Here is a 23,678-nt window from a genome sequence, read left to right as displayed (position 1 = left end):
TCGGAGTGGCTTGACGGGTTGGCCGGACGCTCCCACGACCACGAGCCGTCCACCGCTGGCAGGACCACTGAGGAGGGGCGAGATGTTGCCCGCGGCGGCCGCTGCGATGACACCCTGTGCCCCGCGGCGCTCGCGGAGGTCCTCGCCGGGATCCGTCTCGCTCGCATCGATGTCATGCTGCGCACGGAACTCGCGAGCCGGGACTCGGCATCAAGAGGTCTCTAGGCGCTTTTGAGGGGTTCCTTGAAGGACTTCTTGAACACCGGCCCCGCAAAAGGCAGGATCACGCCGAGCATCTTGCCCTTGAACGTGGTCGGGTGCTCCCGTTCGAGCTGAATGTCGACGCGGGTGCCCTGGTCCTCCGGAGCCACGTGGAAAACCCAGCCGCCACCGGGGCCGAAGACCTTCGAATCATGAGTCGTGACCTTGACCGTGTCCCCCGCGGGATCCCATTCGTAGCGGGCGCGCTCCCAACTGCTCTCCGTGCCCTCGGTGACTTCGGCCCAGGTGTCCCCGCGTTCGTGAACCGTGAAGTGCTCCGCGTCAATCGTCGGCCACGTCTCCGACCGCGACGGGCTGAAGTCGGTCAGTACACCCATGACCTCTGACGGGCTCATCGAGGAGTCCATGTGGAACCGCAGGACTGACATCACCTGCTCCTCACTCATCGACCTTCAGCTTCAGGATGCGCCTTTCTCCGGCGATGCGCAGGCTGACGGCGGCCCGCCACCACTGCTCGGCTCTCGCACGGCAGGAACGGGAACTCATCGTGATCAGTACGGCATGACCCAGCTGTGCACCATGGTCGGCGCCCTCGCCCTCGCCAGGGGCGGCTGCGGGTTGCCGTAGCTGTCGAACAACAATCCCGGCCGGTTGACAGCGAGTCTGGCGTCGCCGTCGGGGTCTGCGTAGATCACAGAGGGCAATGGCGCGTGCGGCACGGACGATGCGTCTTCGCGGAACGCGCGTCGGCGATGATGTGGCTGCCCCTCAGGCGCCGAATCGAGTCACCCAGTGACGGCCGTGGACTCAGCGGTCCGTCCCGCTACCGCTCGGAATGCGTACCTTGCCCCATCGGCCGGTGCCGGCACCCGAACCTCCAGGCCTCTGATTCCCGGGTGAACGAGCACCCATGTCCTCCAGCATGCGCCACGCCATGCTCCAGGCGCATGATGGAAGGCGGCGGCGAACTCAGCCGTGGCGCGGCAATTGCGTGGCACCGCCTGAGGTGCTGCCGCGGCTCATCAGAAGGTTCTTGGTGGCTTGGGGTGCCGGCGCCGAGCGCGCTCGTACGACCTCGTGGGCGCGTATTTCCCGAATCCCGAGGCTCGCCCTGATCGTGACCCCAAGGAGCGCGCGATGTCGGATCAGTTGAACGCTGCCCTTTCGGGAGAGGCTCCAACAGCGCTTGCCGAGGACGTCTCTCTCGCGACTCCACTGGTCGCCGCTCGCATCGCCGGTCGTGACGCCGTCTCGGCAGCTCTCGGTACGTACCATCAGGCGCTCGCCGCGCCTGAAGTCACAGTCCGGCTCAAGGGAGACGGGGTGGAGGGGGTCGTGTACAGCGCGAGCCCCGGCGGACGACCGACAGAGATCGTGGCCCTCGCCCGACACAACGCTGCGGGCCTGATTTCCACCATCGACGTCTACGGTCGGCCGTGGCCATTCATGGCCGCCCTGCGCGAAGTGATTGCGAAGACGGACGACGCTCTCGCAGACCCGGGCCTCGGATCCGGACCGTATACCCCGGATGGGCCGACGCCGGTCTGGGTCGACCATCCAGCCGTTCCGCCGCTGGCGCAGGATGTCGCCCTGTACTCCCCGATCCTGAGCGAAGAGCCGACGGGGAAGGCTGTCGTCGGGCCTGTCCTCAAAGCGGCGGCGCAGAGTTTCAGCGACCTCAAGGTTCGTGCCGTCCTCGACATCGAGGGCCGATCGGGATTCGCGGTGGTGATCGACGAATATGTGGACGGTCACGTACAGCAACTCGTTGAGATGTTCACCCTCAACGATGCGGGCGAGGTCGCGGAGATCCGCATCTTCACCCGCCCATGGCTCGTGACCGCCCACTTCCGAAAGAGGATGTACGCCCTGCTGAAGGAGACTCTCGGCGCCGAATTCTGGGAGGGGCCCGACCCGGAAGGCCCTTTTCCCACACCCTGACTTGAGGGCTACGCCTGGACACAGAGACCGGCTCCTGGCGGCATCCCACGACGCCATGCGGACGTGGACTGACAGGCCCCCGGGAAGCCGGAGGACTCTGAGCGCCGAAGGCCTTGCGCTGGTCCGGGGTCCAGGTGTGGGCGTGCCGGAGCGCCAGGCTCCGGCGAGGGAGGCTTTGTGGTCGATGGTCGCGTCCGCCACGACGGTGACGGGTTTCTCGTCGTGGGCGGAGTGCCGAGGAGACGCTGGTCACCGGCACCCTGCCACGTGGTTCTCGAGGGTTGCTTGAAGGACCGCGGAGCACCGGGCGGACGAATTGAGCATCCAGTACCTCGCAGTACCCGCACGACAACTGCGCGCAAGGCCTTCTCTCCGTCTCCCAGCATGCGCACGCGGTGGGAAGGGGCGCACCACACCCTCACGTCCTGGAGCGTTCATCATGAGCATCGACCTTCCGTCGATCCGGACCCGGCTGGAGGACGGTGTCCTGTTCGCCACCCTCGACGCCGGCTCCCTGAACCTCCTCGGTGTCGACCTGGTCCGTGACCTGGTCTCCCTCGTCGACATGCTGTACACCGACCCGGGTGACATACGTGTCGTCGTCATCGACAGCGCTTCGCCGGACTACTTCTGCGCGCACGTGGACCTCACGGCGGTCCCGCAGTACACCGCGGAGGCAGCGAAGGCGGGTGGCCCCGGCGATGCCTCGCTCGGCATGTTCTTGTACAAACTGGCGAGAGTTCCGGTGATCACCATCGCCAAGGTCCGCGGGCGCGCCCGCGGCGGCGGCAACGAACTCGCGCTCGCGTGCGACATGATCTTCGCTTCGCGCGAGAAGGCGGTCTTCGGACAGTTCGAATCCGGTACTGGCGCCCTGCCCGGCGCGGGTGGCGTTCAGCACCTGGCCCGGCGGCTCGGCCGGACCCGCGCCATCGAGGCCATCGTCAGCGCCGACGACTTCGACGCCGACACCGCCGAACGCTACGGCTGGATCAACCGCGCCCTGCCGGACACCGAACTGGACGGTTTCGTCGAGCGCCTGGCGAAACGCATCGCCGGCTTCCCGCCCGAAGGGGTGCGGGTGGCCAAGCGTGCCGTCAACGACCTGACCCTCGCGTCCCCCGCGCACATCCGGTCCGACGCCGCCACCTTCCAGAGCCTGATCGCCCGGCCCGAAAGCCGTGAGCGCCTGGACCACCTCGGCGCGCGGGGCCTGCAGACTCCGGGTGGACTCGAACGCGACCTCGGCAAGGCTGTGGGGGACTTCCCCGAGGACAACGAGGACAGCTGACCCATAAGCCTGCTAGAAGCCGAACATCAGCCATGCCTGGTGGCTGACCCAGTCGGGATACAGCTCGGTCATGGCGTCGTAGAGCTCCTGGTCGCTGCTCGTCTCGTGCTGGAGGCGGCCGAAGTCCGTGAGGTACTGCCTGCTCGCCGTGATGATGTCGGGAGTGTCGGGAGCGCCCGGCTTCTTGTGTCCCGCGACCGCGATCTTCGGGTTCAGGGCGGCGAGCCGGTCCAGCGCGGCGATCCAGTTCTCGCGGCTCTCGGGTGTGGTGGCGGCGACGAACATGTGGCACCGGTTGTAGAGCACGTCGCCGCCGATGACGAGATCCAGGGCGGGCACGTGCAGGGAGGTGGAGTCGACGGCGTCTGTCTGGCCCTGCTCGATGATCCGCAGGTCGTGGCCCTCCAGCTGGAACGCCTCCTCGGTCCAGGGTTCGGGCAGGGTGATGGCGGCAGGGAGCCGGCCGGGCCACAGCTTGCGGTAGACCGGCAGCATGCCGACCTGCTTGCGTGCGTAGTCGACCGTCTTCGCGGTGGCGATGGCGCGGGCGCCGGGGAAGTGGCGCAGCAGCACGCCGAGGCCGGCGAAGTGGTCCAGATGGCCGTGGGTGATGTAGATCGTGGTCAGGTTGCGGTGGTGCAGCTGTACCCAGGCTGCCAGGGCCTCGGCCTCTGCGGCCGTGGTGAGGGCATCGACGAGAACGGCGTCGTGCTCGCCGAAGACCAGGGTCGAGGTCATCGGATCCCATGCCGGCGGCGGCCCGAAGGGCCGGGACCGCTCGGCCACCAGCTCCTTCTCCGGTGCCGTGAACACGTTCACGTTCAATGAGGTTGTCATGCCACTCGGTTCCTCTCCGGTACGAGGGGACCGCGCCGGCCTCACTCCCGTATCGCCGGTCTCCGCCGCGCACGACCCGTTTCCACCTTCCACGGCATGGCAGACCTCGACAACCGCAGCACTGACGGATGAGCCACTGACTGCCCATTGGCCCGCGACCTGGGCACGGAGCACATGAGAATCTCGTTCCAGGGCCGTGCTGTGAGGAGAACGCCATGCAGGTAGCCGTGGTCACCTTTGACGGATTCAACGAGCTCGACAGCTTCATCGCCTCCGCGTTGATCAACCGGTGCCGGAAGGACGGCCTGGAGGCCTTCATCACGACACCGACTTCGGTGGTCACGTCGATGAACGGCGTCGAGGTGAGCGGACAGCGCCCGATGGAGTTCGTGACCGAAGCGGACGTCGTGCTGATCGGCAGCGGGGTCAAGGCACGAGAGGTGGTGGCCGACGACAGGCTGCTCTCCCGGCTGTCGCTCGACCCGGGCCGGCAGCTGATCGGTGCCCAGTGCTCCGGCGCGCTGGTCCTCGCCCGGCTCGGACTGCTGAACGGCATGCCGGTGAGCACGGACGTGAAGAGCCGGCCCTTCGTGGAAGCCTGCGACGTCACGGTGCTGGACACCCCGTTTCACGCCGAGGGGAACATCGCCACGGCGGGTGGCTGCCTGGCCTCCCAGTACCTCGCCACGTGGGTGATGGCCCGGACACTCGGGGAGGACGCCGTGCGCGACGTCCTGGGCTACGTCGCTCCGGTCGGCGAAAGCCAGGAAACCGTCGAACGCGCCCTGCGCGCGGTCCACACCGGCGAAGTTGCCATGCGCTGACCCGCCGCATCGCCTTGGTCGACCTCGGTGGACGCCGGACGCCGCGGACGCTCAGGGATCGGTTTCACCGCGAAGACTCGAGTGGCACCCGGCACAAGGGCCCCTGACCGATTCACCAGGTCAAGGGCCACTCCAGCTCTCAAGGGGATGGGATCCGAACTCCCGGGGCGCGGCTGCTGCCGATCACCGCGCGCCGGTCGACCGTTTCCGGCTGACCACGACGAGTCCTGCTCCCGCGATGAGCATTCCGCCGGCGGCGGCAGCGCCGGCGACTCCGAGAGAGGTGAGTCCTGTTTCTGCCAGGGCCGGTGTGGGGGACTGCCCGCGGGCGGCGTCACGGATGAGATCGGTGATGGCGTCGGGGTGGGAGATCATCACGCTGTGCGAGGAGTCGATCTCGACGGTGTGGGAACCGGCGCGCTTGGCTTCGAAGCGCTCCAGGTCGGGGGCTATGGCCTTGTCGTTGGTGGCGACTGCGGCCCAGGACGGGATGGTCCGCCACGCGGCGGAGGTTGCTTTGTCGGTGAAGGCCGTGGCTGAGATGGGGCGCTGGGCTGCGGCTGCCACCGATGTGGCCGTCTCCGGAAGATCCGCAGCGGCGACGGCTCGGAACTTGTCCGGGGCGACGTAGAGATCTGTTCCCGTGGAACCGTCCGCGTTCTTGAAGGGCACCTGTACCAGGGCCGGGTTGAGCTCGCTGCCGGGGAACTTGGCGGCGAGTTGGCCAAGGGCTTCGCCCTTGTCCGGCATGAAGGCGGAGACATACACGAGCGCCTTGACGTTGGAGTTGCCGGTGGCCGCCTCGCTGATCACCGCTCCGCCGTACGACTGGCCCACCAGGACGATGGGGCCTTTGACACTCCGCAGGACGCTGGCGATGTAGGCGGAGTCGGTGGGCAGGCCACGTAGTGGATTGGCGGGAGCGATGACGCGGTAGCCGTCCGCCTGCAGGCGTCCCACGACTGCGTTCCAACTGGACGCGTCGACGAATGCTCCGTGCACCAGCACGATGGTCGGTTTGCCCCCGGCAGCGCCGGTTCCGCTGTCGGGAGTCGTGGCTCCCCCGTCGGCGACGGCCGGCGCCGACACCGACAAAGCGGCCGCGGTCACCAACGTGGCGACAGCTGCATGTATTCGACGCGAGTGAGGCCGCACCACACGGGACGACGTCATAGCTGATCTCCTTCGGAGGACGGGCGGGATGCTCGTCAGCGTGTCCGGCGTGCGTCGGGCCCGCATTCCCGGCGAAGCACATGAGCGAATGCCCTCGCCCGTTCGGGTCGTCTCGATGGATGTGTGGTTCGGTGATCGGTGGCCCGCTTCGATGGACTTGTAGGTGCCGCGGCCAGATCGGCCGGCCACCATCGGCGTGAGACAGCCGCCGCGGGGGCGAAGGCGGCCGACCCACAGGGTTCGAGGAGAAGATCTACCGACGCCACAAGAAGTCGAGCGGACCATGAACCGGCCCAAGACATTCCGAGCGGTGGCCACGCGCTACGACAAGCGGGCCCGCGTCTTCCACGGGACGGTCACCATGGACGCGATCCGGCTTTTGGTCCGTCCAGGCTGAAGTGCCTCGCTCAGAGGTCCGTGGCGCCTGGGTAGTGCTGGCGACGTTCGCTGAGTACGCGCTCGTTCTCGGTGGCGATGTCCACCCTCCGGCGTGCCCGCCCCACTGCGCTCCGGCAGCGGTGTGGCCGGTGAACCCGAGCGGACCCCCTGCGCCAGTTCGAGTGGGTGAGTGTCTGAGACGACGAGCTGGGGCGGATGCTGAGACAACTGCAAGAGTCGCAGCTCAGAGGCGTCGAAATGGGTACGGAGGCTGAGATCCTGCACCGAGGCGGAGGTTCTCGGCGCCTTCGCCCGCCTCTCGGCACTCCGCCGGGCCGGGCTCGGCCTCATGACAGGACCTCCCCGTCGATCGACGGGGAGGTCCTGTCAGGGCATCCGGCCGGCGCTCGTCAGGGGGTGACGATCGGGAAGTCCTGGTCGCCGGGGTCGAGTACGGAGGTGAGCCGCTGGAGCACCGACGCGTCGCCCTCGACCTGGACCCCCGCACGGTGGAGGCTCTCCGGGGTGAGCCCGGTGACAGCCAGCTCGGACAGGGCGTGGACGGCGGTGGTCAGGGTGACGTCCGCGGCTGTCTTCTGGGGTGCGGCGGTGTAGCCGAGGACCCCGTTGCGCAGCCGGAGGCGGTAGCGCTCGTCGATGTCGGTGAGGTGGACGTCGACCGTGAGGTTCTCGCCCCATGCCTTGGGGCCGTCGATCTGGATGGCGATGGCGTCGAAGAGCATGGTGGGCGTGAGGTGCGCGACGATGTCGGGCGACGCCGTGATCGTGGGGGTGCCGAACTGCCCTTCGCGCAGTTCCGTGGTGCCGGAGAGGTAGAAGTTGCGCCAGGTGCCGTTCTCCGCGCCGTAGCCGAGCTGTTCGAAGGTGTCGGCGAGCAGTGCGCGGGCCGCGGTGTGGTCGGGCTCGGCGAAGACGACGTGGCTGAGTACCTCGGCCGCCCACCGGTAGTCGCCCTTCTCGAAGGAGCCGCGCGCCTTGTCGACCACGGCGTCGGCGCCGCCCATGAACTCCACGTAGCGCCTGCCGGCCTCGACGGGCGGATGCTGCCACAGGTGCGCCGGGTTGCCGTCGAACCAGCCCATGTAGCGCTGGTAGACGGCCTTGAGGTTGTGGCTGACCGAGCCGTAGTAGCCGTGCGTGTTCCAGGCGCTCTCCAGCGCGGGCGGCAGCTGCAGGTGTTCGGCGATCTCGATGCCGGTCCAGCCCTTGTTGATCAGGCGCAGCGACTGGTCGTGGAGGTAGCCGTAGAGGTCGCACTGGGTCTCCAGGAACGCCACGACGCGTTCCTGCCCCCAGGTCGGCCAGTGGTGGGAGGCGAACGCGACGTCGGTGCTCCCGCCGAACAGGTCGAGCGTCTCGGTCAGGGCGTGCGACCAGGCGCGCGGGTCGCGGACCACGGCGCCGCGCAGGGTCAGCAGGTTGTGCAGGGTGTGGGTGGCGTCCTCGGCGGTGCACAGAGCCCTGAAGTCGGGGAAGTGGATGAGCAGTTCGGCGGGCGCCTCGGTGTCGGGGGCCATCTGGAAGACCATGCGGACCCCGTCGACGGTCTCCTCCTGGCCGGTCGTGGTGACGGTCAGGGTCGGCGGGATCAGGGTGACGGTGCCGGTCGACGTCGTCTGGCCGAGCCCGGCGCCGACAGCGCCCCGCGGGCCGCGTGCGAGAGCCGCGCCGTACATGTAGGCGGCGCGGCGGCCCATGGCGGTGCCCGCGTACACGTTCTCGGCGACGGCGTGCTCGGTGAAGTCCTGTGGCGCGATGACGGGCACGCGCCCGGCGTCGACGTCCTCCTGGGTGGTGACGCCCTTGACGCCGCCGAAGTGGTCGACGTGCGAGTGCGTGTAGAGGACGCCGGTCACCGGCCGTTCACCGCGGTGCTCGCGGTACAGCGCCAGCGCGGCGGCGGCGGTCTCCGTGGAGATCAGCGGGTCGATCACGATCACACCGGCCGTGCCCTCGACGAACGTGATGTTCGACAGGTCGAACCCGCGCACCTGGTAGATGCCTTCGGTGACCTGGAACAGGCCTTGCCGCGCGACCAGTCGGGACTGGCGCCACAGGCTCGGGTTCACCGTGTCGGGAGCGTCGCCCTCGAGGAAGGCGTAGGTGTCGTTGTCCCACACGACCTGTCCGCCGTCGCCGTGGACGGCGTTGGGCACCCGGTCCGCGATCAGCCCGCGCGCCGCATCCTCGAAGTCCTGGGAGTCGGCGAACGGAAGGCGGTCCCGCAGCTCTGCCTGCTGCTGAGCGATGAACGGCTGCGCGGCCTTCGGAGAGGGAGTCATGAAGAAACATTCGCACCGATATGCCGCATATCGGTGGCGTCCTCGTCGTTCCGGCGCGTCCGCACCGCCCCGCCCCGAACCCCTGGAAACGATGGACGCGTCGTCACACGCCGCGGGGGGCGGCACCGGATCCGGGTGGAGGACTGCCGGAATCAGGCAGCGATCCGTCGCGGCCGCATGCGGGGTTCCGGGGCGGGTACCCGGAATCGCCGGAGCGCTCCGTCCGGAGCCCGGAAACTGTGAGGAGTCGCCTTGTCCGCCTCTCTGGTCGAAACCGTCGATGTCCAGGCCCCCGTCTCCGTCTCGTGGGCACTGTGGAGTGACGTCACCCGGTGGCCGGCCTTCCTGAGCCACGTACGCCGTGTCGACAGGCTGGACGGACAGCGATTCGCCTGGCAGCTCCAACTGCCGGGCGCAGACAAGAACTTCGTCGCGGAACTCACCGAGGTGATCCCGGAGGACCGCATCGCCTGGCACACCGTGGAGGGCGTCGACCACTCCGGAGTGGTCACGTTCCACCGGCTGAGCGACACGACCAGCCGGGTCACCGTGCAGATCGAGTACGACCCCAAGGGCTTCGTCGAGCGGCTCGGCGCGCTCACGAACCTGGACTCGACGCTCGCCAACTACGACCTCGGCGAGTTCCAGAAGCTGGCGGAGCTGACGGCGGCCTCCTGACCGGGCCCGCGCGAGGGCGGCGCCCCACTTGCCGGCGGGGCGCCGTGGGCCGTCACGAGGCGGCCAGGATCTCCTTCGCGACGCGTTCGCCGGAGCGGACGGCGCCGTCCGTGGAGCCGTTCCGGTAGGTGGACGTCTCGGCGCCTGCCCAGTGGACGCCGCCGCGGGGCCCGCGCAGAACCGGGCCGTACGCGGTGAGGGCGCCCGGCGGGGCGTGGGCACGCCGGACGGTGCGCCGCGCACCGGGGTGCGGGTGAAGGGCGGGCGGCTCAGCCCGCGCTGCCCGCCGTGTCCCGGCGTCCGGAGGTGTGCCGGGCGACCGCTTTCGCGATCCTCTCGGCGTCCAGGGCGAGTTCGCGGAACATGCCGCTGATCGGGTTGGTGAATCCGGTGAAGTACAGGCCGGGCGCGTTCTTCGGGGTGCGCGCGCCGTGCACGGCCGGACGCCCGCGGCCGTCGAGCACATCGAGGTGTCCGACGAGGCCCTCCAGGGCGCGCTCGTATCCGGTCGCGGCGATCACGGTGTCCGGGCCGATCCGGTTGCCGTCGGCGAGGACCACCTTGCCGTCCTCGAAGCTCTCCACCGCGGCCACGATTTCGACCTTCCCCTTGCGGACGGCGTCGATGAGGCCGACGTCCTGCACGGGGATGGCCCCCTCGTTGACCCGGGAGTAGAGCCCGGTGTCGGGCCGGGGCAGGCCCTGGGCGGCCAGGTCGGGCACGCTCAGCTTCGCCATCGGCCCGGCCAGCGCGTCCACCAGACGCACCGGGAGACGCCGTACGGCGATGCCCGTGAACTGCGCCGCCCAGCCGGCCGTCGAACGCCGGACGATGTGCGGCGCGGTGCGTACCGAGAGCCGTACCCGCGCGGCCCCGCCCTCGACCAGGTCCACGGCGATCTCGGCGCCCGTGTTGCCGACGCCGACGACGAGGACGTCGCGGCCGGCGTGCGGCGCGGGGTTGCGGTACTCGCCGGCATGCAGCAGCTCGCCGGTGTACGTGTCGCGGCCGGGCCAGTCGGGGACGCGCGGGGTGTGGTTGTAGCCGGTCGCGACGACCACGGCGCTGCCGGTCAGTTCCCGGCCTCCGGTGGCGTGCAGCAGCCAGCCGTCGCCGTCCGGGGCGGGCTCGACGCGCGAGACCTCGACGCCGGTGACGATCTCCAGCTGGTGGTGCTCGGCGTACTTCTCCAGGTAGCGCACCACGTTGTCGCGCGACACCCAGCGTCCGAACCTGCGGGGCATCGGCAGCCCCGGAAGCGCCGAGAGACGCCGGGTGGTGTGCAGGTGGAGCCGGTCGTAGTGCCGCCGCCAGGACGCGCCGACCTGGTCCGACTTCTCCAGCACGACGGCCCGAACGCCCCGGGCGCGCAGCGCGTGGGCCGCGGCGAGTCCGCCGGGGCCGCCCCCGATCACGTACACGGGGCGGTCCTCGTGGGACGGCACCGGGCGGGATGTCGTGGAAGCAGTCGAGTCGGCCATGTGCGCGAGCGTAATCACGACTTCGGTTGATAGGTCTCGGTCAAGACCGGAATCGGTTGCGAACTGATCACGGGTGGTGGAGGAGGAGTGCGGCCGGTGGCGTAGGTCACTTCATCGCGTCGGGAGAGGGCGGGAAAACGGTCGATCGTGGCAGGTGGGGGCGGGGGGTCGCGGGTCGGTCGCGGGGTGCGGCGGGTCTCGGCCCACGCCCCTTCGCCGGAGGGCGGGTCCGCCCGGCGCGCGGCTCCGCGCGCACGGCCGTCCGGGCGGCCGAACTCGCCCCGCCCGTCGTGGCGTTCGCGTCCGGACCCTTGCGCACGCGCACCCGGAACGCTGAAACTGACGTACCGTCAGATGCTGTTGCGGCCGGCTACGGCTCCGGCTTTCCGCGGGAGGTTGCTCCATGGACACGATCTGGCTCGGCGGGGCGGAGTGGCTGGCCGTGCTGCGGATCGGCCTCGGGCTGTGGTGGCTGGAGAGCTGGCGGCACAAGGACAGGAAGGGCTGGTTCGAGCGGGGGACCGGGATCGCGTGGGCGGCGGACGTCGCGCACAAGCACCGGTGGAGCGCGGTGCGTTCGGGCTTCGACACCGTCGTCGCCCCCCGCCCGCGGACGATGGCGTACGTCGTCGTGTACGCCGAACTGGCCCTGGGCCTCGGTCTGGTGGCCGGCCTCCTGACCCCCGTCGCCCTGATCGCGGGTCTGCTCCTCAACCTCCTCTACTTCACGCTGATGATCCACGACTGGGCGGAACAGGGGCAGAACGCGATGATGGCGCTGATCTCGGCCGTCGCGCTGTTCGGGATGTCCTGGCAGACCTGGTCGCTGGACGACGCGCTGGGGCTGTTCCGGTGAGCGGGCGGGCGACGGGACAGCGCGGGACGGACGCCGAGGGGACGGACACCGAGGGGACGGACGCAGGCGCGCCGACACCGGCGCTCGCCCCGCCCGCCGCCGGGAACGCGACGGGATCGCACGCACCGGCCGCCGGCACGGGACCAGCGGCCCCCGCCCCCTCCGCCCCTTCCACCACATCGGCCGCATCCTCCGTCCCCTCCACCGCAGCCGCCGCTTCCCCCGCCCCCTCCACTACACCCGCCGCATCCCCCGCCCCCGCCTTCGACGTGCCGGAGGTGGACGCGTTCACCCGCCCGTACTGGGACGCGGCGGCCGAGGGGCGGCTGCTGATCCGGCACTGCGCGGCCTGCGACCGTGCCCACCACCACCCCCGGGAGTTCTGCCCGCTCTGCTGGAGCGAGGACGTGAGCTGGCGGACCGCGAGCGGCCGCGCCACGCTCTACACCTGGTCCACCGTCCACCGCAACGACCTGCCCCCCTTCGGGAGCCGGGTGCCGTACGTCGCCGCCGTCGTCGACCTGGCGGAGGGGCCCCGGATGATGACCGAGGTGGTCGGGTGCGCGCAGGCAGAGCTGCTGATCGGCATGGACCTGGAGGTCGCGTTCCGGTCCGGGATCCCCGTCTTCCGGCCGGCCGGGGCGGGCGGGCCCGGACCGTCCCGGACGTGACCCCGGTGGCCGGACGGGTTTCAATGGCTGGATGGCCGAGGTCCACGAACAGTTCGCCGTCCACCCGTTCCCCGAGCTGAGCGGGCTCGGTCTTCGGCTGCGCCCCTGGGACGCGGAGTCGGACGCCGACGTCTCGGCGTACCTGCGCGGACTGACCGATCCGGAGTTCCAGCGCTGGAACACCCCGCTGCGGTTCATCCGGGACATCGACGGGGCCCGGGAGGCGCTGCGGTCCCGGATCGCGAGCGCCACGAGCGGCACCAACGTCTCGTTCCGCGTCACGGACGCGGAGAGCGGCGAGACGCTGGGCCACATCGGCGTCAACGAGATCGACCACGTCATGGGCTGCGCCCGCGTCGGCTACTGGGTCCTCCCGGAGGCGCGGGGCCGCCACGTCGCCACCCGGGCCCTGACCCTCGCCGCCCGCTACGGCTTCACCGGCCTCGCCCTGAACCGCCTCGAACTCGGCCACGCCGTGGGCCACGAGGTCTCCTGCCACGTCGCGGAACGCTGCGGCTTCCGGGCCGAGGGAACCCTCCGCGGCGCCATGTTCGAGGCGGGCCGCCACGACGCGTTCCGGGACGTCCACCTGCACGGCCGCGTCGCGGCGGACCCGGAGCCCGCGCCCGGAGGATGACGACGCGCCGCCGGCCTCCCGGGGACCGCGCGAGCGGGCCCCACCGGCACGGGGCCGCCGAAATCCGGAGGCGTCCGGCCCCGGGTTCACGGGACCATCGCGCATGACGTCCACCGCGTACGCCTGGCAGCTCACCCGTGACCTCGACGCGTTCCTCGCACGGGCCGGTGACTTCCTGCGCGCCGGGCCCGTGCGGCACACGGTTCCGCTGACCGTGACGGACGCCCTGCGCCGGCGGGGGATGGACGGGTACGGCGACGAGCCGCCGCTCTTCGGCGTGCTGGAGCGGGACGGTGCCGTCCGCGGGACGTTCTTCCGTACCCCGCCGTACCGCCTGAACCTCACGGCCGTGGACGAGCGGGACGCGGACGCCCTCGCCGCGCTGCTCGCGGACGTGGACACCGCGCTGCCCGGCGCCATGGCGGAGCCGGACACGGCGGGCGCGTTCGCCGAGGCCTGGCGGCGACGGACGGGGGCGACGGCCGTACGGGTCCGCAGCGAACGGCTGTACCGGCTCGTGGACCTGACAGCGCCCGGACCCGTGCCCGCCGGGCGGGCCAGAGTGGCGAGCGGGGCCGACCGGGAGCTGCTCGCCCGCTGGTACCGGGACTTCGCCGACGCCATCGGCGGCAGCGCGCAGCGCGACGGCGGGGCGTGGGCCGACGACCGGATCTCCCACGGCGGCGTCTCCCTCTGGGAGGCGCCCGGCGGGACCCCGCTCGCCATGGCGGGCGCGACACCACCGGTAGCCGGTCAGGTGCGCGTCGGACCCGTCTACACCCCGGCCTCCCTGCGCGGCCGTGGTTACGCCGGTGCCGTCACCGCCGAGGTGAGCCGCGCCGCGCGGGCGGCCGGGGCCCAGGAGGTCCTGCTCTTCGCCGACCTCGCCGATCCGACGAGCACCGGCCTCTACCGGCGCATCGGCTACCGCCCCGTCGCGGACTTCGCCGCCTACGACTTCACGGGCGGCCGGGAAGGGGACAGCGCGGCGGACGGCTCACGCGGCCGGCGGTAGAGCGGGGCGCGGGACCCGGCCCGGCCGCGTCACGGCCACAGCAGTTCCGTCGTCCAGCCCGGGGCCGTGCGGTGGTACGTGAGGCGTACGTGGCGGCGGCGGGGGTCGCCCTGGAAGAACTCCACCTCCGTGGGGCGGAGGCGGTAGAGGGTCCAGGTGGGGGCCGGGGTGTCCGGGGACCGCTCGGCCTGCTTCCAGGCCGCGTCCGAGGCGCGGTCCAGGTCCGTCAGGGAGGGCAGGACGTCGCTCTGCCGGCCCACCAGGGCCGCGGCCAGCGCCCCCGTGGAGCGGGCGTGCAGGTCCGCCTGGCTCTCCTCGGCGGAGGCGGGGGTGACCGGGCCCCGGACGCGGACCTGGCGTCCCTGCGCGGGCCAGTAGAAGCCGAGGGCCGCGTGCGGGCGGGCGGCGAGCTGGCGGCCCTTGCGGCTGGTCGCGTGGGTGGCGAACGCCCAGCCCCGGTCGTCCGCGCCGTGCAGCATCACCGTGCGGACGTCGGGCAGACCGTCCTCGTCCGTCGTCGCCAGCGACATCGTGTGCGGCTCGGTCTGCCCCGCGGCCGCGGCCTGGGCGAGCCACCGGGCGAACAGGGTCAGCGGGTCCGCCGGCGCTTCCCGCGGCTCGAAGCCCGGCAGCTCCGTGTCCCACACCCGCAGCGATCTCAGCAGCTCGTGAAGATCCGGTTCCATGCCGTCGAGTATCGCCCCGCGGCACGGACGCCCGCCTTCGCCGGACGCGCCCCCTCACCCCCGGCCCAGCACCACCGTTCCCGACGAGCAGAACCAGCCGCCCGTCCCGGACGCCACCGCCAGCCGCGGGAGGGTGCCGTCGGGCCGGCGTACCTGGCGCGCCACGGGAACCTCGCCGCGCAGTTGCCGTACGGCCTCCACCAGGAGGAACAGGCCGCGCATGCCCGGGTGTTGGGCCGCCAGTCCGCCCCCGTCGGTGTTCACCGGCAGCTCCCCGCCCACCAGCAGCCGCCCCTTCGCCGCCTCCACGAACGGGCCCCCCTCGCCCTTCGCGCAGAAGCCGAGGTCCTCCAGGGTCACCAGGGTCATGTAGGTGAAGGCGTCGTAGATCTCGGCGACGTCGATCTCCGCGGGCCGGACCCCGGCGCGCTCGAAGGCGAGCCGGCCGCTCACCGCCGCCGGGGACACGGTGAAGTCCGCCCACTCGGACATGCTGGTGTGCGAGACGTGCTCCCCGGCGCCGAGCACCCACACCGGGGCCGTACGGCAGTCGCGTACGTACTCCTCGGCGGCGAGCAGCACCGCCGCGCCTCCGTCGGAGCGGAGGCAGCAGTGCAGCTTGGTGAAGGGGTCCGCGATCATCGGCCCCGACAGGACGTCGTCGACGGTGACGGGGGAGCGGAACATCGCCTCCGGGTTGTGGGCGGCGTTCGCGCGGGCCTGCACGGCGACCGAGGCGAGCTGTTCGAGGGTGGTGCCGTACGTGTGCATGTGACGGCGGGCGGCCATCGCGTACTTGGCGATCAGGGTGTGCCCGTACGGGACTTCGAACTGGAGCGGTCCCCGGGCGCCGAACGACAGGTTCCCGGTGCGGCGGCCCGCCTTGATGTCGGCGCGGGCGGTGGAGCCGTAGACGAGCAGGACGGCGTTGGCGTGACCCGCCGCGATGGCGTCGGCCGCGTGCGCCGCCATGACCTCCCAGGTGGATCCGCCGACGGAGGTCGAGTCGAACCAGGTGGGCCGCAGTCCCAGGTACTCGGCCACCTCGGCCGGGGCGAGGGTGCCGAGGCCCGCCGACGCGAGACCGTCGATCACCGAGCGGTCCAGGCCCGAGTCGGCGAGCGCGCGCCGGGCCGCCTGGGCGTGCAGCGCGTAGGGAGTCGCCTCGTCCACGCGGCCGCAGTCGGAGAGGGATATGCCGACGACGGCGACCTTGCGGCCGGTCCGGCCCGGGGTGGCTTGCGTCATAAATCTGACGGTACATCAGATAACCGGGCCGCCGGGAGATGCCGAACCCCTGGGCATCTGGAACCGTCCGACCTAACATGACGGCCCGTCAGATCAGGGGTGGGCGGATCCCGCAGGCTGCCCCGGGGAGGAGCCCGCCCATGGACGCCCGTCTCACCGCGGAGCAGGAGGAGATCCGGCGCACCCTGCGGGAGGTGCTGGCCAAACGGTGCGGCCCGGACGACCTCCGGGCCGCCGCGCACAGCCCCGAGGGCCACGACCGGGCACTCTGGGAGACCCTGTCCCGGCAGCTCGGACTGGCCGGCCTCGCACTGCCCGAGCGCTACGGCGGGATCGGCTGCTCGGTGACCGAACTCGCCCTGGCCTGCGAGGAGTCCGGCCGTTTCCTCGCCCCCACACCGCTCCTGGCCACCGCCGCCCTCGCCGCCCCGCTGATCCTGGCCCTCGGCGGCGAGGACCAGCGGGCCGCCCTGCTGCCCCGGCTGGCCTCCGGCGGACTGACCGCCGCGCTCGCGGTGCCGGGCGCGGGTCTGGCCACCGCCCTCGCGCTGGTCGACGACAACCACGGCGACTGGGCGGGCGGCGGCCGCGCCGGAGGCGTCCAGGCCCGCCGTGCGGACGGCAAATGGCGGCTCTACGGGCAGGCGGCGCAGGTCCTCGACGGACACAGTGCCGGGCTGCTGGTGGTGGCCGCGCACACCGGTGGCTTCGCCCGGTCCCGGACCCTGCTCTTCCTGGTGCGGGCCGACGCCGCGGGAATGGTCCGCGCGCGGCAGACCGCGCTCGACGCGACCCGACCGCAGGCCAGGATCGAACTCCGCAACGTGGAAGCCGAGTTGCTGGGCGACGAGGGCGCCGATGTGCCCGCCGCCCTCGCCGCTGCCGGGGACGCCGCCGCCACCGTCCTCGCGGCCGAGGCCGTGGGCGCCGCCGACCGCGCACTGGAGCGCACCGTCGAACACGTGCGGACCCGCGAGCAGTTCGGCCGCGCGATCGGCTCCTTCCAGGCGGTCAAGCACCGGCTCGCGGACGTGTACGTGGGCGTGCGGGCGGCCCGGTCTGCGGCGTACTACGCGGCCTGGGCCGCGGGAACCGGCGCCGAGCGGGTGGGCGGGCTCGCGTTGGCCCAGGCGCTGGAGGCGCTGCGCACCGCCGCCTCCGAGGGCATCCAGCTGCACGGCGGCGTCGGCTTCACCTGGGAGCACGACGCCCATCTGTCCTTCAAGCGCGCCGCGGGCGACGAACTCCTCTTCGGCCCCGTGCACCGGCTGCGCGCCCACGCCGCCGACACCGCCCGCCTCTTCGACGCCGGCGAGGTGAGGGTCTGATGGCGACGCCCGGACGCCCGCGCCCGGGGGACGCGGGGGACGGTACGGATCGGGAGAGAAGCGGCGCCACGGGCGCCGGAGCTGACGGGGTGAGCGGTGCGGGGGTGGAGGCCGAGAGGGTGAGCGGTGACGGAGCGGAGGCGGGCGGAGCGGGCGGCGCCGGAAATCGGGACGGCGCGGCCGAGGAGGGCAACGGCACCGAAGGCCGGGACGACGGGCCGTCCGACGTGAGCGGTGGCGAGGGCTCCGGGGGAGGGGCGGCTGGGGTGAGTGGTGGTGAGAGCCCGGGCGGAGGGGCGGCTGGGGTGAGTGGTGGTGAGGGCTCCGGGGGAGGGGCGGCTGGAGTGAGCGGTGGCGAGAGCGCGGGCGGAAGGGTGCCCGACGTGAGCGGTGGCGAAGGCTCCGGGGGAGGGCCGTCCGGGGTGAGCGGTGGCGAAAGCCGGGGCGGAAGTGCGCCCGGTGCGGGGGCCGAGGCCGGGGGCGGGGTCGGGACCGGGACCGGGGTCGCGACGGGGACCGGGGCCGAGGTCGGGACCGGGGCGCGGAGGATGCCCGGGGTGCGGCTGGTGCAGCGGGTCTCCTCGACGCGGGCCTTCGCCAAGGTGGCCCCCCACCTCATCCCGGCCCTCGACCGGGCCGTGCACCGGCTGACCCGAGGCAAGGTGCTGCTCAGCGCCCAGATGCTGCCGGGAATCGTCCTGACCGCCCGCGGCGCCCGCAGCGGCCTGGAGCGCCGCACCCCCCTGGCCTGCATGCCGGAGGCCGGTGCGGCCCGGGTCCGGCACGAGACGGGTGCCGAGGGCGTCGCGGACGGCCAGGACAGCGGCTGGATCCTCGTCGGCTCCAACTTCGGCCGTACGGGCCACCCCGCCTGGACCGCCAACCTCCTCGCCCATCCCGACGCGGTCATCAGCTGGCGGGGCGAGGACATCCCCGTGACGGCGCGGCTTCTCACCGGAGAGGAGCGGGCCGCGGTGTGGCGGACGGCGCTGGCCTTCTGGCCGCCCTACGCCACCTACCAGGCCCGGGTGGACCGGGAGATCCGGCTCTTCAGGATCGTCCGGCGGGGAGCGACGGCGACCCCGGACGCCGTGGACGGGCCGCCGCCCGGGTAGCCGGCCCCGCCCGGGTAGCCGGGCCGAGGTCCGCGTGCCCCCGCGCCCGGACAGCGCAGCGGGCGGCAGTCCGCCGGAGTGATGCTCCGGAACGAACTGCCGCCCGCATGACAGGAGTTGAGGCGAAAAAGGTCGGCTGAGTTACTTCGTCGGCTTCTTCCCGGTCACGCCCAGATGCACCAACAGCGCGAGGTTCGGCTTGAGTTCGGCCTGCTTCACGCCCCACGTCTGGAAGCCCCTCTGGTGCGAGGCGACCGCGGCGAGCATGGCGACGAGGGAACCGGCCATGGCCGCCGGGTTCACGTCCTTGTCGACCTTGCCCTTGGCCTGGAGGTCGGCCACCGAGTCCGTGAGCGAGTTGTTCACGGAGTTCAGGATCTTCATGCGGATCTTGTAGAAGCGCTTGTCGCCCTCGGCCGCACCGAGGTCGACCACGCGCAGGATCGCGTCGTTCTTCCGCCAGAACTCCAGGAAACCGTCCACGAGTTCCTGCGCGGTCTGCCACCCGGCCTTGCCGACCCAGGACCGCCCTTCGAGCAGCTGGGTCAGCCCGGCGCCCTCGGCGGCCATGTGTTCGGCGATCTCCAGGACGGCGCCTTCGACGTCCGGGAAGTACTGGTAGAAGGTCGCCGGCGACGTGCCCGCCTTCCGGGCGACGTCGATGACTTTGACATCCCGGTAGGGCGACGAGCTGAGCATCTCGCTGAGGCAGTCGAGCAGCTTCTGCCGGGTCGCCTGCCCACGCCGTCCGGCCACGCGGCCGTCGACGGTACGCACTTGTCCTGTCATGCCGTCAGCTTACCGAGGGGTGATCGGAGCGCGATTCGGCCGACTGCAAATGGGGTGCGGCCGTCCGTCACAGGGGCTGTGGAGGGTCTCCACGGGGTGTCACCGGTGCGGATGCGCCCGCTCTGCGGGATGAGCGCACCGCCGTTAGCTTGATCGCATGGCCGAATCTGCCGTTGTCGCCGGGTTCTCCGAGGGCGTGCCCTGCTGGGTCGACGCCCAGTTGCCCGACGTCGAGGCGGGCAGGCGTTTCTACGGCGGGCTGTTCGGCTGGACGTTCCCGGAGGCGGCGGAGGGGACCGCGGGCGCCGGCCCGATCACCCTGGCGGAGCTGGACGGTGCGCCGGTCGCCGGCCTCACGCCCAAGCGGGACGGCCGCATGCCCACCGTGTGGACGGTGTACTTCGCGACGCCGGACGCGCGGGCGCTGTCCCGACGCGTCATGGCGGCGGGCGGCCAGGTCATCACCGCGCCGACCGAGCTGCCCGGCCCCTCCGGCGACCTCGGCACCGCGGCCCTCGTGACCGACCCGGAGGGCGCCGTGTTCGGCCTGTGGCAGCCCGGCACCCACGCCGGGTTCGGCCGCCGCCACGAGCGCCGCACCTTCTGCTGGGCGGAGTTGTACGCGCGGGACACCGCGACCGTCGACCGCTTCTACGGCACCCTGTTCCGTGACGCGCTCTTCGGGCCCGACGCGACCCCCGACTTCGGCCGCGTCCCCGTCTCCGGCGTCTTCCCGGCCGAGATGCCGCCCCACTTCCTCGTGCACTTCGGGGTCGGCGACTGCGACGAGGCGCTCGGGACGGTGAACCGGCTCGGCGGCCGCGTCCAGGTGCCGCCCTTCGGCACGTCGTACGGACGGGTGGCCGTGGTCACGGACAATCAGGGAGCGTCGTTCGCCGTCCTCGAACGCTGAGGAGGGACATCCGGCGCCGGAGGACGGGGTACATCCGGGACGAGGGGCGTCATTCGGCCGTGAACGGCCGGGCCCGGCCGCCCGTACTCCTCCTGGAGCGGGTGTTTTGTCATGAGACACCCCGATCCGCGTCCGGGTTCGCAACCTGTGGCTCGGCCAGGAAGAATCGGGGTGCGTGCCGCCGCGGCGGTGCGGTGGTGAGACGCTGCACTGGGCCGCGTTCACACGTGGATGACGCGACCCGTACGGGGAGGTGGCAGGCAAGTGGTGGATCAGCTGACGCAGCACGATCCGCGGCGGATCGGGCCGTTCGAGGTGCTGGGACGGCTGGGTGCCGGCGGCATGGGGCTGGTCTATCTCGCGCGCTCGGCCTCCGGCCGGCGCGTGGCGATCAAGACGGTCAGGACGGAACTCGCCGAGGACCAGCTGTTCCGGGTCCGCTTCTCGCGCGAGGTCGAGGCGGCCCGCGCTGTATCGGGGTTCTACACGGCGGCCGTGGTCGACGCCGACGCGCGCGCCGCGGTGCCCTGGCTGGCCACCGCCTACGTTCCCGCCCCCTCGCTCGAGGAAATAGTGAACGAGTGCGGGCCGCTCCCGGCCCAGGCGGTGCGCTGGCTCGCGGCGGGCGTCGCGGAGGCGCTCCAGTCGATCCACGGCGCGGGACTCGTCCACCGTGACCTGAAGCCGTCGAACGTCCTGGTGGTCGAGGACGGCCCCCGTGTGATCGACTTCGGCATCGCGTCCGGCGTTTCGAACACCCGTCTGACCATGACGAACGTCGCGGTCGGCACCCCCGCGTACATGTCGCCCGAGCAGGCGAAGGACTCGCGCAGCGTCACCGGCGCGAGCGACGTCTTCTCGCTCGGCTCGATGCTGGTCTTCGCCGCGACCGGGCACGCGCCCTTCCACGGCGCCAACCCCGTCGAGACGGTGTTCATGCTGCTCCGCGAGGGACCGGACCTCGAAGGTCTCCCCGACGAGCTGCGCCCGCTCATCGAGTCCTGCATGCAGATGGACGCCACGGCCCGCCCGAACCCCGCCGACCTCCAGGCCCAGCTCGCCCCCCACCTCTTCGGCTCCGGCTCCGACGACAGCGGTACGGCGTCGGCGTGGCTGCCCGAGCGGGCGGTCGGCCTCATCGAGACGCGCCGCGGCGGCCGTCCGCCGGTGAAGCCCGCGTCCGGCGGCGCGCGCAGCGGCGGCGGACGCCCCGCGGTGCCGCCGCCCCCGTCGCACGCCCCGGTCGCCGTCGGCGCGCCCGACACCGGCCCGGTGCGGCTCGCGGGCGCCAGGGTGCCCATCGGCCCGGGCCCGCGTGTCGCGGACGCCCGCGCCGCCGCCGTGAAGGCGCCCCCGCCGGAGGCCGGACTCGCGGCGTCCTGGTCCCGGCCGCGCGCCGGGGTCAACGGCGCCGACCTGGCGCCCACCGTCGCCCCGCCCGCCCCCTCGCCCGACGCGCCCGCCGGCTGGCGCCCCTGGCGTTTTCGCATGTCGAACGACGTCTGGGGCACCCCCTCGGTCGCCGGCGACCTGGTCTACGTCACCTCCTTCGAGGTCCACGCCCTCGACGTGGCGACCGGCCGCCGCCGCTTCAAGACACGGGACGTGGCCTGGTCGATGGCCGTCGCGGACGGCCGGATCCACGCCTCCGACGGGCCGACGCTCTTCGCCCTCGACGCCCGCGAGGGCGCCGACCTGTGGCGGCTGTCCACGGACGCCTGGGTCTACTCGCTCAAGGCCGATCGCGGAACGGTCGTCACCGGCACGCGCGGCGGCGGTGTCCAGGCCTGGGAGGCCTCGAACGGCCAGAAACTCTGGGAGATCAGCGGGGCGCAGACGGACTTCGAGTCGGCGGAGGCCGGCCCGTCCGTCCACGACGGCACGGTGTACGTCTGGAAGGACGCCCGGCTGCGCGCCGTGGACGCCCGGACGGGCGAGGAGCGCTGGTCCTACCCCATCGGTGACGCGGCCTCCTGCGGCGGCGTACCGGTGCGGATCACCCACGCCCCCGACGGCTACGTGTACATCTCCGCCGGCACCCGCGTCCTGGCCGTCGACGTGGCGAGCGGCCGGGTCCGCTGGCACTTCGAGGCCCCGGCCGTCTTCCTCAGCCCGCCCACCTTCGCGCCGGGTCCCGCCGTGACGGGCGGCGGGGTCTACCTGGCCGACTACCTGGGCACGGTGTACGCCCTCGACGCCACCGACGGCCGTGACCGCTGGCGTATCGCGACCGAGTCCCGCGCCTCTGTGGAGCCGGTCCTCGTCGCGGCGGGCCACATCCACGTGGGCAGCGGCAAGGGCCTGTACACGCTGGACGCGGTGACCGGCACCCCCAAGTGGCGCTTCCAGGCAGGCGGCGACCTGGTCGGGGCCCCGGCGGTCGCCGAGGGCCGCATCCACTTCGGTTCGACGGACCACCTGCTGTACACGCTGAAGGCCGACGACGGCCGGCTGCGCTGGAAGCTGGCGACCGGGGGCGAGATCACCGGCGCCCCCGTCGTCAAGGACGGTGTGGTGTACGCGTGCAGCAAGGACCGCTGCGTGTACGCGCTGGACGCGGAGAAGGGGACCGGCACGGCTCGTACGACCTGAGGCCCCCCGCCGGTGCGTCCCTCGGCGGAGTGCGTGCGGACGCCCTGGGTAGGCTGACGTCATGTACACGCGGGGGCGCACACTCAGGTTCACAGCGGTGTCGGCGATGGTGGTGCTGGCTCTGACCGGCTTCTCGACCGGGCGTCACGGGAGCCGCAGCCATCACAGCAGTGGCGGTGGTTGCAGCAGTTCCCGCCAGGACCACGACAGTTCGTCGTCGACGTCGGGCGGCGGTTCCTACGGCGGCGGTTCGTCCAGCCGCGACCCGTACGAGGGCTCGTCGAGCGACCCGTACGGAGGCTCGTCCGACGACGCGTACGGCTCCGGGACGAGCACCGGCGGGAGTACGGGCGGTACGTACCGCTCGCGGCCCACCCACCGTTCGACCTCCACCGCGACCTCGTCCGCCACCTCGCGGTCGCTGAAGGACGGCACCGCGGTGCTCAAGCAGTGCGCGAGCGAGGCCGATCCGTACACGAAGGTCGAGGTCAGGAATCCGAACGGCCGCGAGGCCCTCTTCACCGTGAAGGTCGGCTACAAGGACGAGACCGGCTTCACCCTCGCCGACACCACCGGTCAGGTGTCGGTGCCCGCGAAGGGCAAAGCGACCCTGCGGGTGGCCGCCGCCGGTACGGGGGTCCTGGACCGGATCGACCACTGCCAGGTCGATCCGCGGGCCACCGCCGACCGGTGACCTGCT

General features: G+C 72.0%; 21 protein-coding genes and 2 pseudogenes. 14 read left to right on the top strand and 9 right to left on the bottom strand.

The window, feature by feature from the left end:
* Positions 1 to 221: 221 nt before the first annotated feature.
* Entirely contained in the window at positions 222 to 650 is a 429-nt protein-coding gene (locus ABZT74_RS03570; protein WP_356433286.1) for a hypothetical protein, read from the bottom strand.
* 709 nt (positions 651 to 1,359) lie between these two features.
* On the opposite strand from ABZT74_RS03570, the gene ABZT74_RS03565 reads away from it, so the two are divergent.
* Together ABZT74_RS03565 and ABZT74_RS03560 are read left to right on the top strand one after the other, a co-directional pair.
* Positions 1,360 to 2,163, top strand: a complete 804-nt coding sequence (locus ABZT74_RS03565; protein WP_356433284.1) for a hypothetical protein — start codon at positions 1,360 to 1,362, stop codon at positions 2,161 to 2,163.
* Positions 2,164 to 2,602: 439 nt separating this feature from the next.
* Positions 2,603 to 3,454, top strand: coding sequence for an enoyl-CoA hydratase/isomerase family protein (locus ABZT74_RS03560; protein ID WP_356433282.1), 852 nt, complete (start codon positions 2,603 to 2,605; stop codon positions 3,452 to 3,454).
* Positions 3,455 to 3,466: 12 nt separating this feature from the next.
* Here ABZT74_RS03560 and ABZT74_RS03555 read toward each other — a convergent pair whose 3' ends face one another.
* Positions 3,467 to 4,291 (bottom strand): MBL fold metallo-hydrolase, encoded by an 825-nt coding sequence (locus tag ABZT74_RS03555; protein WP_356433280.1) that lies wholly within the window; start codon positions 4,289 to 4,291, stop codon positions 3,467 to 3,469.
* A gap of 215 nt (positions 4,292 to 4,506) precedes the next feature.
* Here ABZT74_RS03555 and ABZT74_RS03550 point away from each other — a divergent pair, with 215 nt between their 5' ends.
* Positions 4,507 to 5,115, top strand: a complete 609-nt coding sequence (locus ABZT74_RS03550) for a DJ-1/PfpI family protein (protein ID WP_356433278.1) — start codon at positions 4,507 to 4,509, stop codon at positions 5,113 to 5,115.
* 183 nt (positions 5,116 to 5,298) lie between these two features.
* On the opposite strand, the gene ABZT74_RS03545 is transcribed toward ABZT74_RS03550, so the two are convergent.
* On the bottom strand, positions 5,299 to 6,117 hold the full coding sequence (locus tag ABZT74_RS03545) for an alpha/beta hydrolase (RefSeq protein WP_356433276.1): 819 nt from the start codon (positions 6,115 to 6,117) through the stop codon (positions 5,299 to 5,301).
* 377 nt (positions 6,118 to 6,494) lie between these two features.
* Here ABZT74_RS03545 and ABZT74_RS03540 point away from each other — a divergent pair.
* Positions 6,495 to 6,685: pseudogene (locus tag ABZT74_RS03540) on the top strand (IS5/IS1182 family transposase); the annotation flags it as partial.
* A 391-nt stretch (positions 6,686 to 7,076) separates the two neighbouring features.
* Here ABZT74_RS03540 and ABZT74_RS03535 read toward each other — a convergent pair.
* On the bottom strand, positions 7,077 to 8,969 hold the full coding sequence (locus ABZT74_RS03535; protein ID WP_356433274.1) for an alkyl sulfatase dimerization domain-containing protein: 1,893 nt from the start codon (positions 8,967 to 8,969) through the stop codon (positions 7,077 to 7,079).
* A 252-nt stretch (positions 8,970 to 9,221) separates the two neighbouring features.
* Here ABZT74_RS03535 and ABZT74_RS03530 point away from each other — a divergent pair, with 252 nt between their 5' ends.
* Positions 9,222 to 9,647 carry an SRPBCC family protein gene (locus tag ABZT74_RS03530; RefSeq protein WP_355880119.1) on the top strand — a complete coding sequence of 142 codons (426 nt, stop codon included), beginning with the start codon at positions 9,222 to 9,224 and terminating at the stop codon, positions 9,645 to 9,647.
* A 52-nt stretch (positions 9,648 to 9,699) separates the two neighbouring features.
* On the opposite strand, the pseudogene ABZT74_RS03525 reads toward ABZT74_RS03530, so the two are convergent.
* Together ABZT74_RS03525 and ABZT74_RS03520 are read right to left on the bottom strand one after the other, a co-directional pair.
* Positions 9,700 to 9,867: pseudogene (locus tag ABZT74_RS03525) on the bottom strand (FAD-dependent oxidoreductase); the annotation flags it as partial.
* 49 nt (positions 9,868 to 9,916) lie between these two features.
* On the bottom strand, positions 9,917 to 11,128 hold the full coding sequence (locus tag ABZT74_RS03520) for an NAD(P)/FAD-dependent oxidoreductase (protein ID WP_356167052.1): 1,212 nt from the start codon (positions 11,126 to 11,128) through the stop codon (positions 9,917 to 9,919).
* Between the two features lie 403 nt (positions 11,129 to 11,531).
* Between ABZT74_RS03520 and ABZT74_RS03515 the strand changes: the two genes are divergently transcribed.
* The 4 genes from ABZT74_RS03515 to ABZT74_RS03500 all read left to right on the top strand — a co-directional run bounded on the left by ABZT74_RS03515 (position 11,532) and on the right by ABZT74_RS03500 (position 14,307).
* Positions 11,532 to 11,984 (top strand): DoxX family protein, encoded by a 453-nt coding sequence (locus ABZT74_RS03515; RefSeq protein WP_355880123.1) that lies wholly within the window; start codon positions 11,532 to 11,534, stop codon positions 11,982 to 11,984.
* Positions 11,985 to 12,262: 278 nt separating this feature from the next.
* Positions 12,263 to 12,655 carry an OB-fold domain-containing protein gene (locus ABZT74_RS03510; RefSeq protein ID WP_356433271.1) on the top strand — a complete coding sequence of 131 codons (393 nt, stop codon included), beginning with the start codon at positions 12,263 to 12,265 and terminating at the stop codon, positions 12,653 to 12,655.
* Between the two features lie 31 nt (positions 12,656 to 12,686).
* On the top strand, positions 12,687 to 13,292 hold the full coding sequence (locus ABZT74_RS03505) for a GNAT family N-acetyltransferase (protein ID WP_356433269.1): 606 nt from the start codon (positions 12,687 to 12,689) through the stop codon (positions 13,290 to 13,292).
* A gap of 103 nt (positions 13,293 to 13,395) precedes the next feature.
* Positions 13,396 to 14,307, top strand: coding sequence for a GNAT family N-acetyltransferase (locus ABZT74_RS03500; RefSeq protein ID WP_356433267.1), 912 nt, complete (start codon positions 13,396 to 13,398; stop codon positions 14,305 to 14,307).
* A gap of 29 nt (positions 14,308 to 14,336) precedes the next feature.
* Here the strand turns inward: ABZT74_RS03500 and ABZT74_RS03495 are convergent, their stop codons facing one another.
* Entirely contained in the window at positions 14,337 to 14,993 is a 657-nt protein-coding gene (locus ABZT74_RS03495; RefSeq protein WP_355880133.1) for a pyridoxal 5'-phosphate synthase, read from the bottom strand.
* Between the two features lie 54 nt (positions 14,994 to 15,047).
* Entirely contained in the window at positions 15,048 to 16,241 is a 1,194-nt protein-coding gene (locus tag ABZT74_RS03490) for an acetyl-CoA acetyltransferase (protein WP_356433265.1), read from the bottom strand.
* Positions 16,242 to 16,381: 140 nt separating this feature from the next.
* Here ABZT74_RS03490 and ABZT74_RS03485 point away from each other — a divergent pair, with 140 nt between their 5' ends.
* Together ABZT74_RS03485 and ABZT74_RS03480 are read left to right on the top strand one after the other, a co-directional pair.
* Entirely contained in the window at positions 16,382 to 17,569 is a 1,188-nt protein-coding gene (locus ABZT74_RS03485) for an acyl-CoA dehydrogenase family protein (RefSeq protein WP_356433263.1), read from the top strand.
* 548 nt (positions 17,570 to 18,117) lie between these two features.
* Positions 18,118 to 18,684, top strand: a complete 567-nt coding sequence (locus ABZT74_RS03480; RefSeq protein WP_356433261.1) for a nitroreductase/quinone reductase family protein — start codon at positions 18,118 to 18,120, stop codon at positions 18,682 to 18,684.
* A gap of 141 nt (positions 18,685 to 18,825) precedes the next feature.
* Here ABZT74_RS03480 and ABZT74_RS03475 read toward each other — a convergent pair whose 3' ends face one another.
* A complete protein-coding gene (locus ABZT74_RS03475; RefSeq protein ID WP_081217837.1) occupies positions 18,826 to 19,473 on the bottom strand; it encodes a TetR family transcriptional regulator in 648 nt (215 codons plus the stop codon).
* 157 nt (positions 19,474 to 19,630) lie between these two features.
* Here ABZT74_RS03475 and ABZT74_RS03470 point away from each other — a divergent pair, with 157 nt between their 5' ends.
* The 3 genes from ABZT74_RS03470 to ABZT74_RS03460 all read left to right on the top strand — a co-directional run bounded on the left by ABZT74_RS03470 (position 19,631) and on the right by ABZT74_RS03460 (position 23,672).
* Positions 19,631 to 20,386: a VOC family protein gene (locus tag ABZT74_RS03470; protein WP_356167032.1), complete on the top strand. Its 756-nt coding sequence runs from the start codon at positions 19,631 to 19,633 to the stop codon at positions 20,384 to 20,386.
* Between the two features lie 264 nt (positions 20,387 to 20,650).
* The gene (locus ABZT74_RS03465; protein WP_356167030.1) at positions 20,651 to 22,978 is read left to right on the top strand and encodes a serine/threonine-protein kinase; all 2,328 of its coding nucleotides are present in this window, start codon (positions 20,651 to 20,653) and stop codon (positions 22,976 to 22,978) included.
* A gap of 61 nt (positions 22,979 to 23,039) precedes the next feature.
* Positions 23,040 to 23,672 carry a hypothetical protein gene (locus ABZT74_RS03460; RefSeq protein WP_356433259.1) on the top strand — a complete coding sequence of 211 codons (633 nt, stop codon included), beginning with the start codon at positions 23,040 to 23,042 and terminating at the stop codon, positions 23,670 to 23,672.
* Positions 23,673 to 23,678: the final 6 nt, after the last annotated feature.

The sequence above is a fragment of the Streptomyces sp. NPDC005302 genome (assembly GCF_040607345.1).
In the GTDB taxonomy this organism is placed as follows: Bacteria; Actinomycetota; Actinomycetes; order Streptomycetales; family Streptomycetaceae; genus Streptomyces.
The sequence above is the reverse complement of the archived record's forward strand: the minus strand, read 5'-3'. Positions and strand labels throughout refer to the sequence as shown.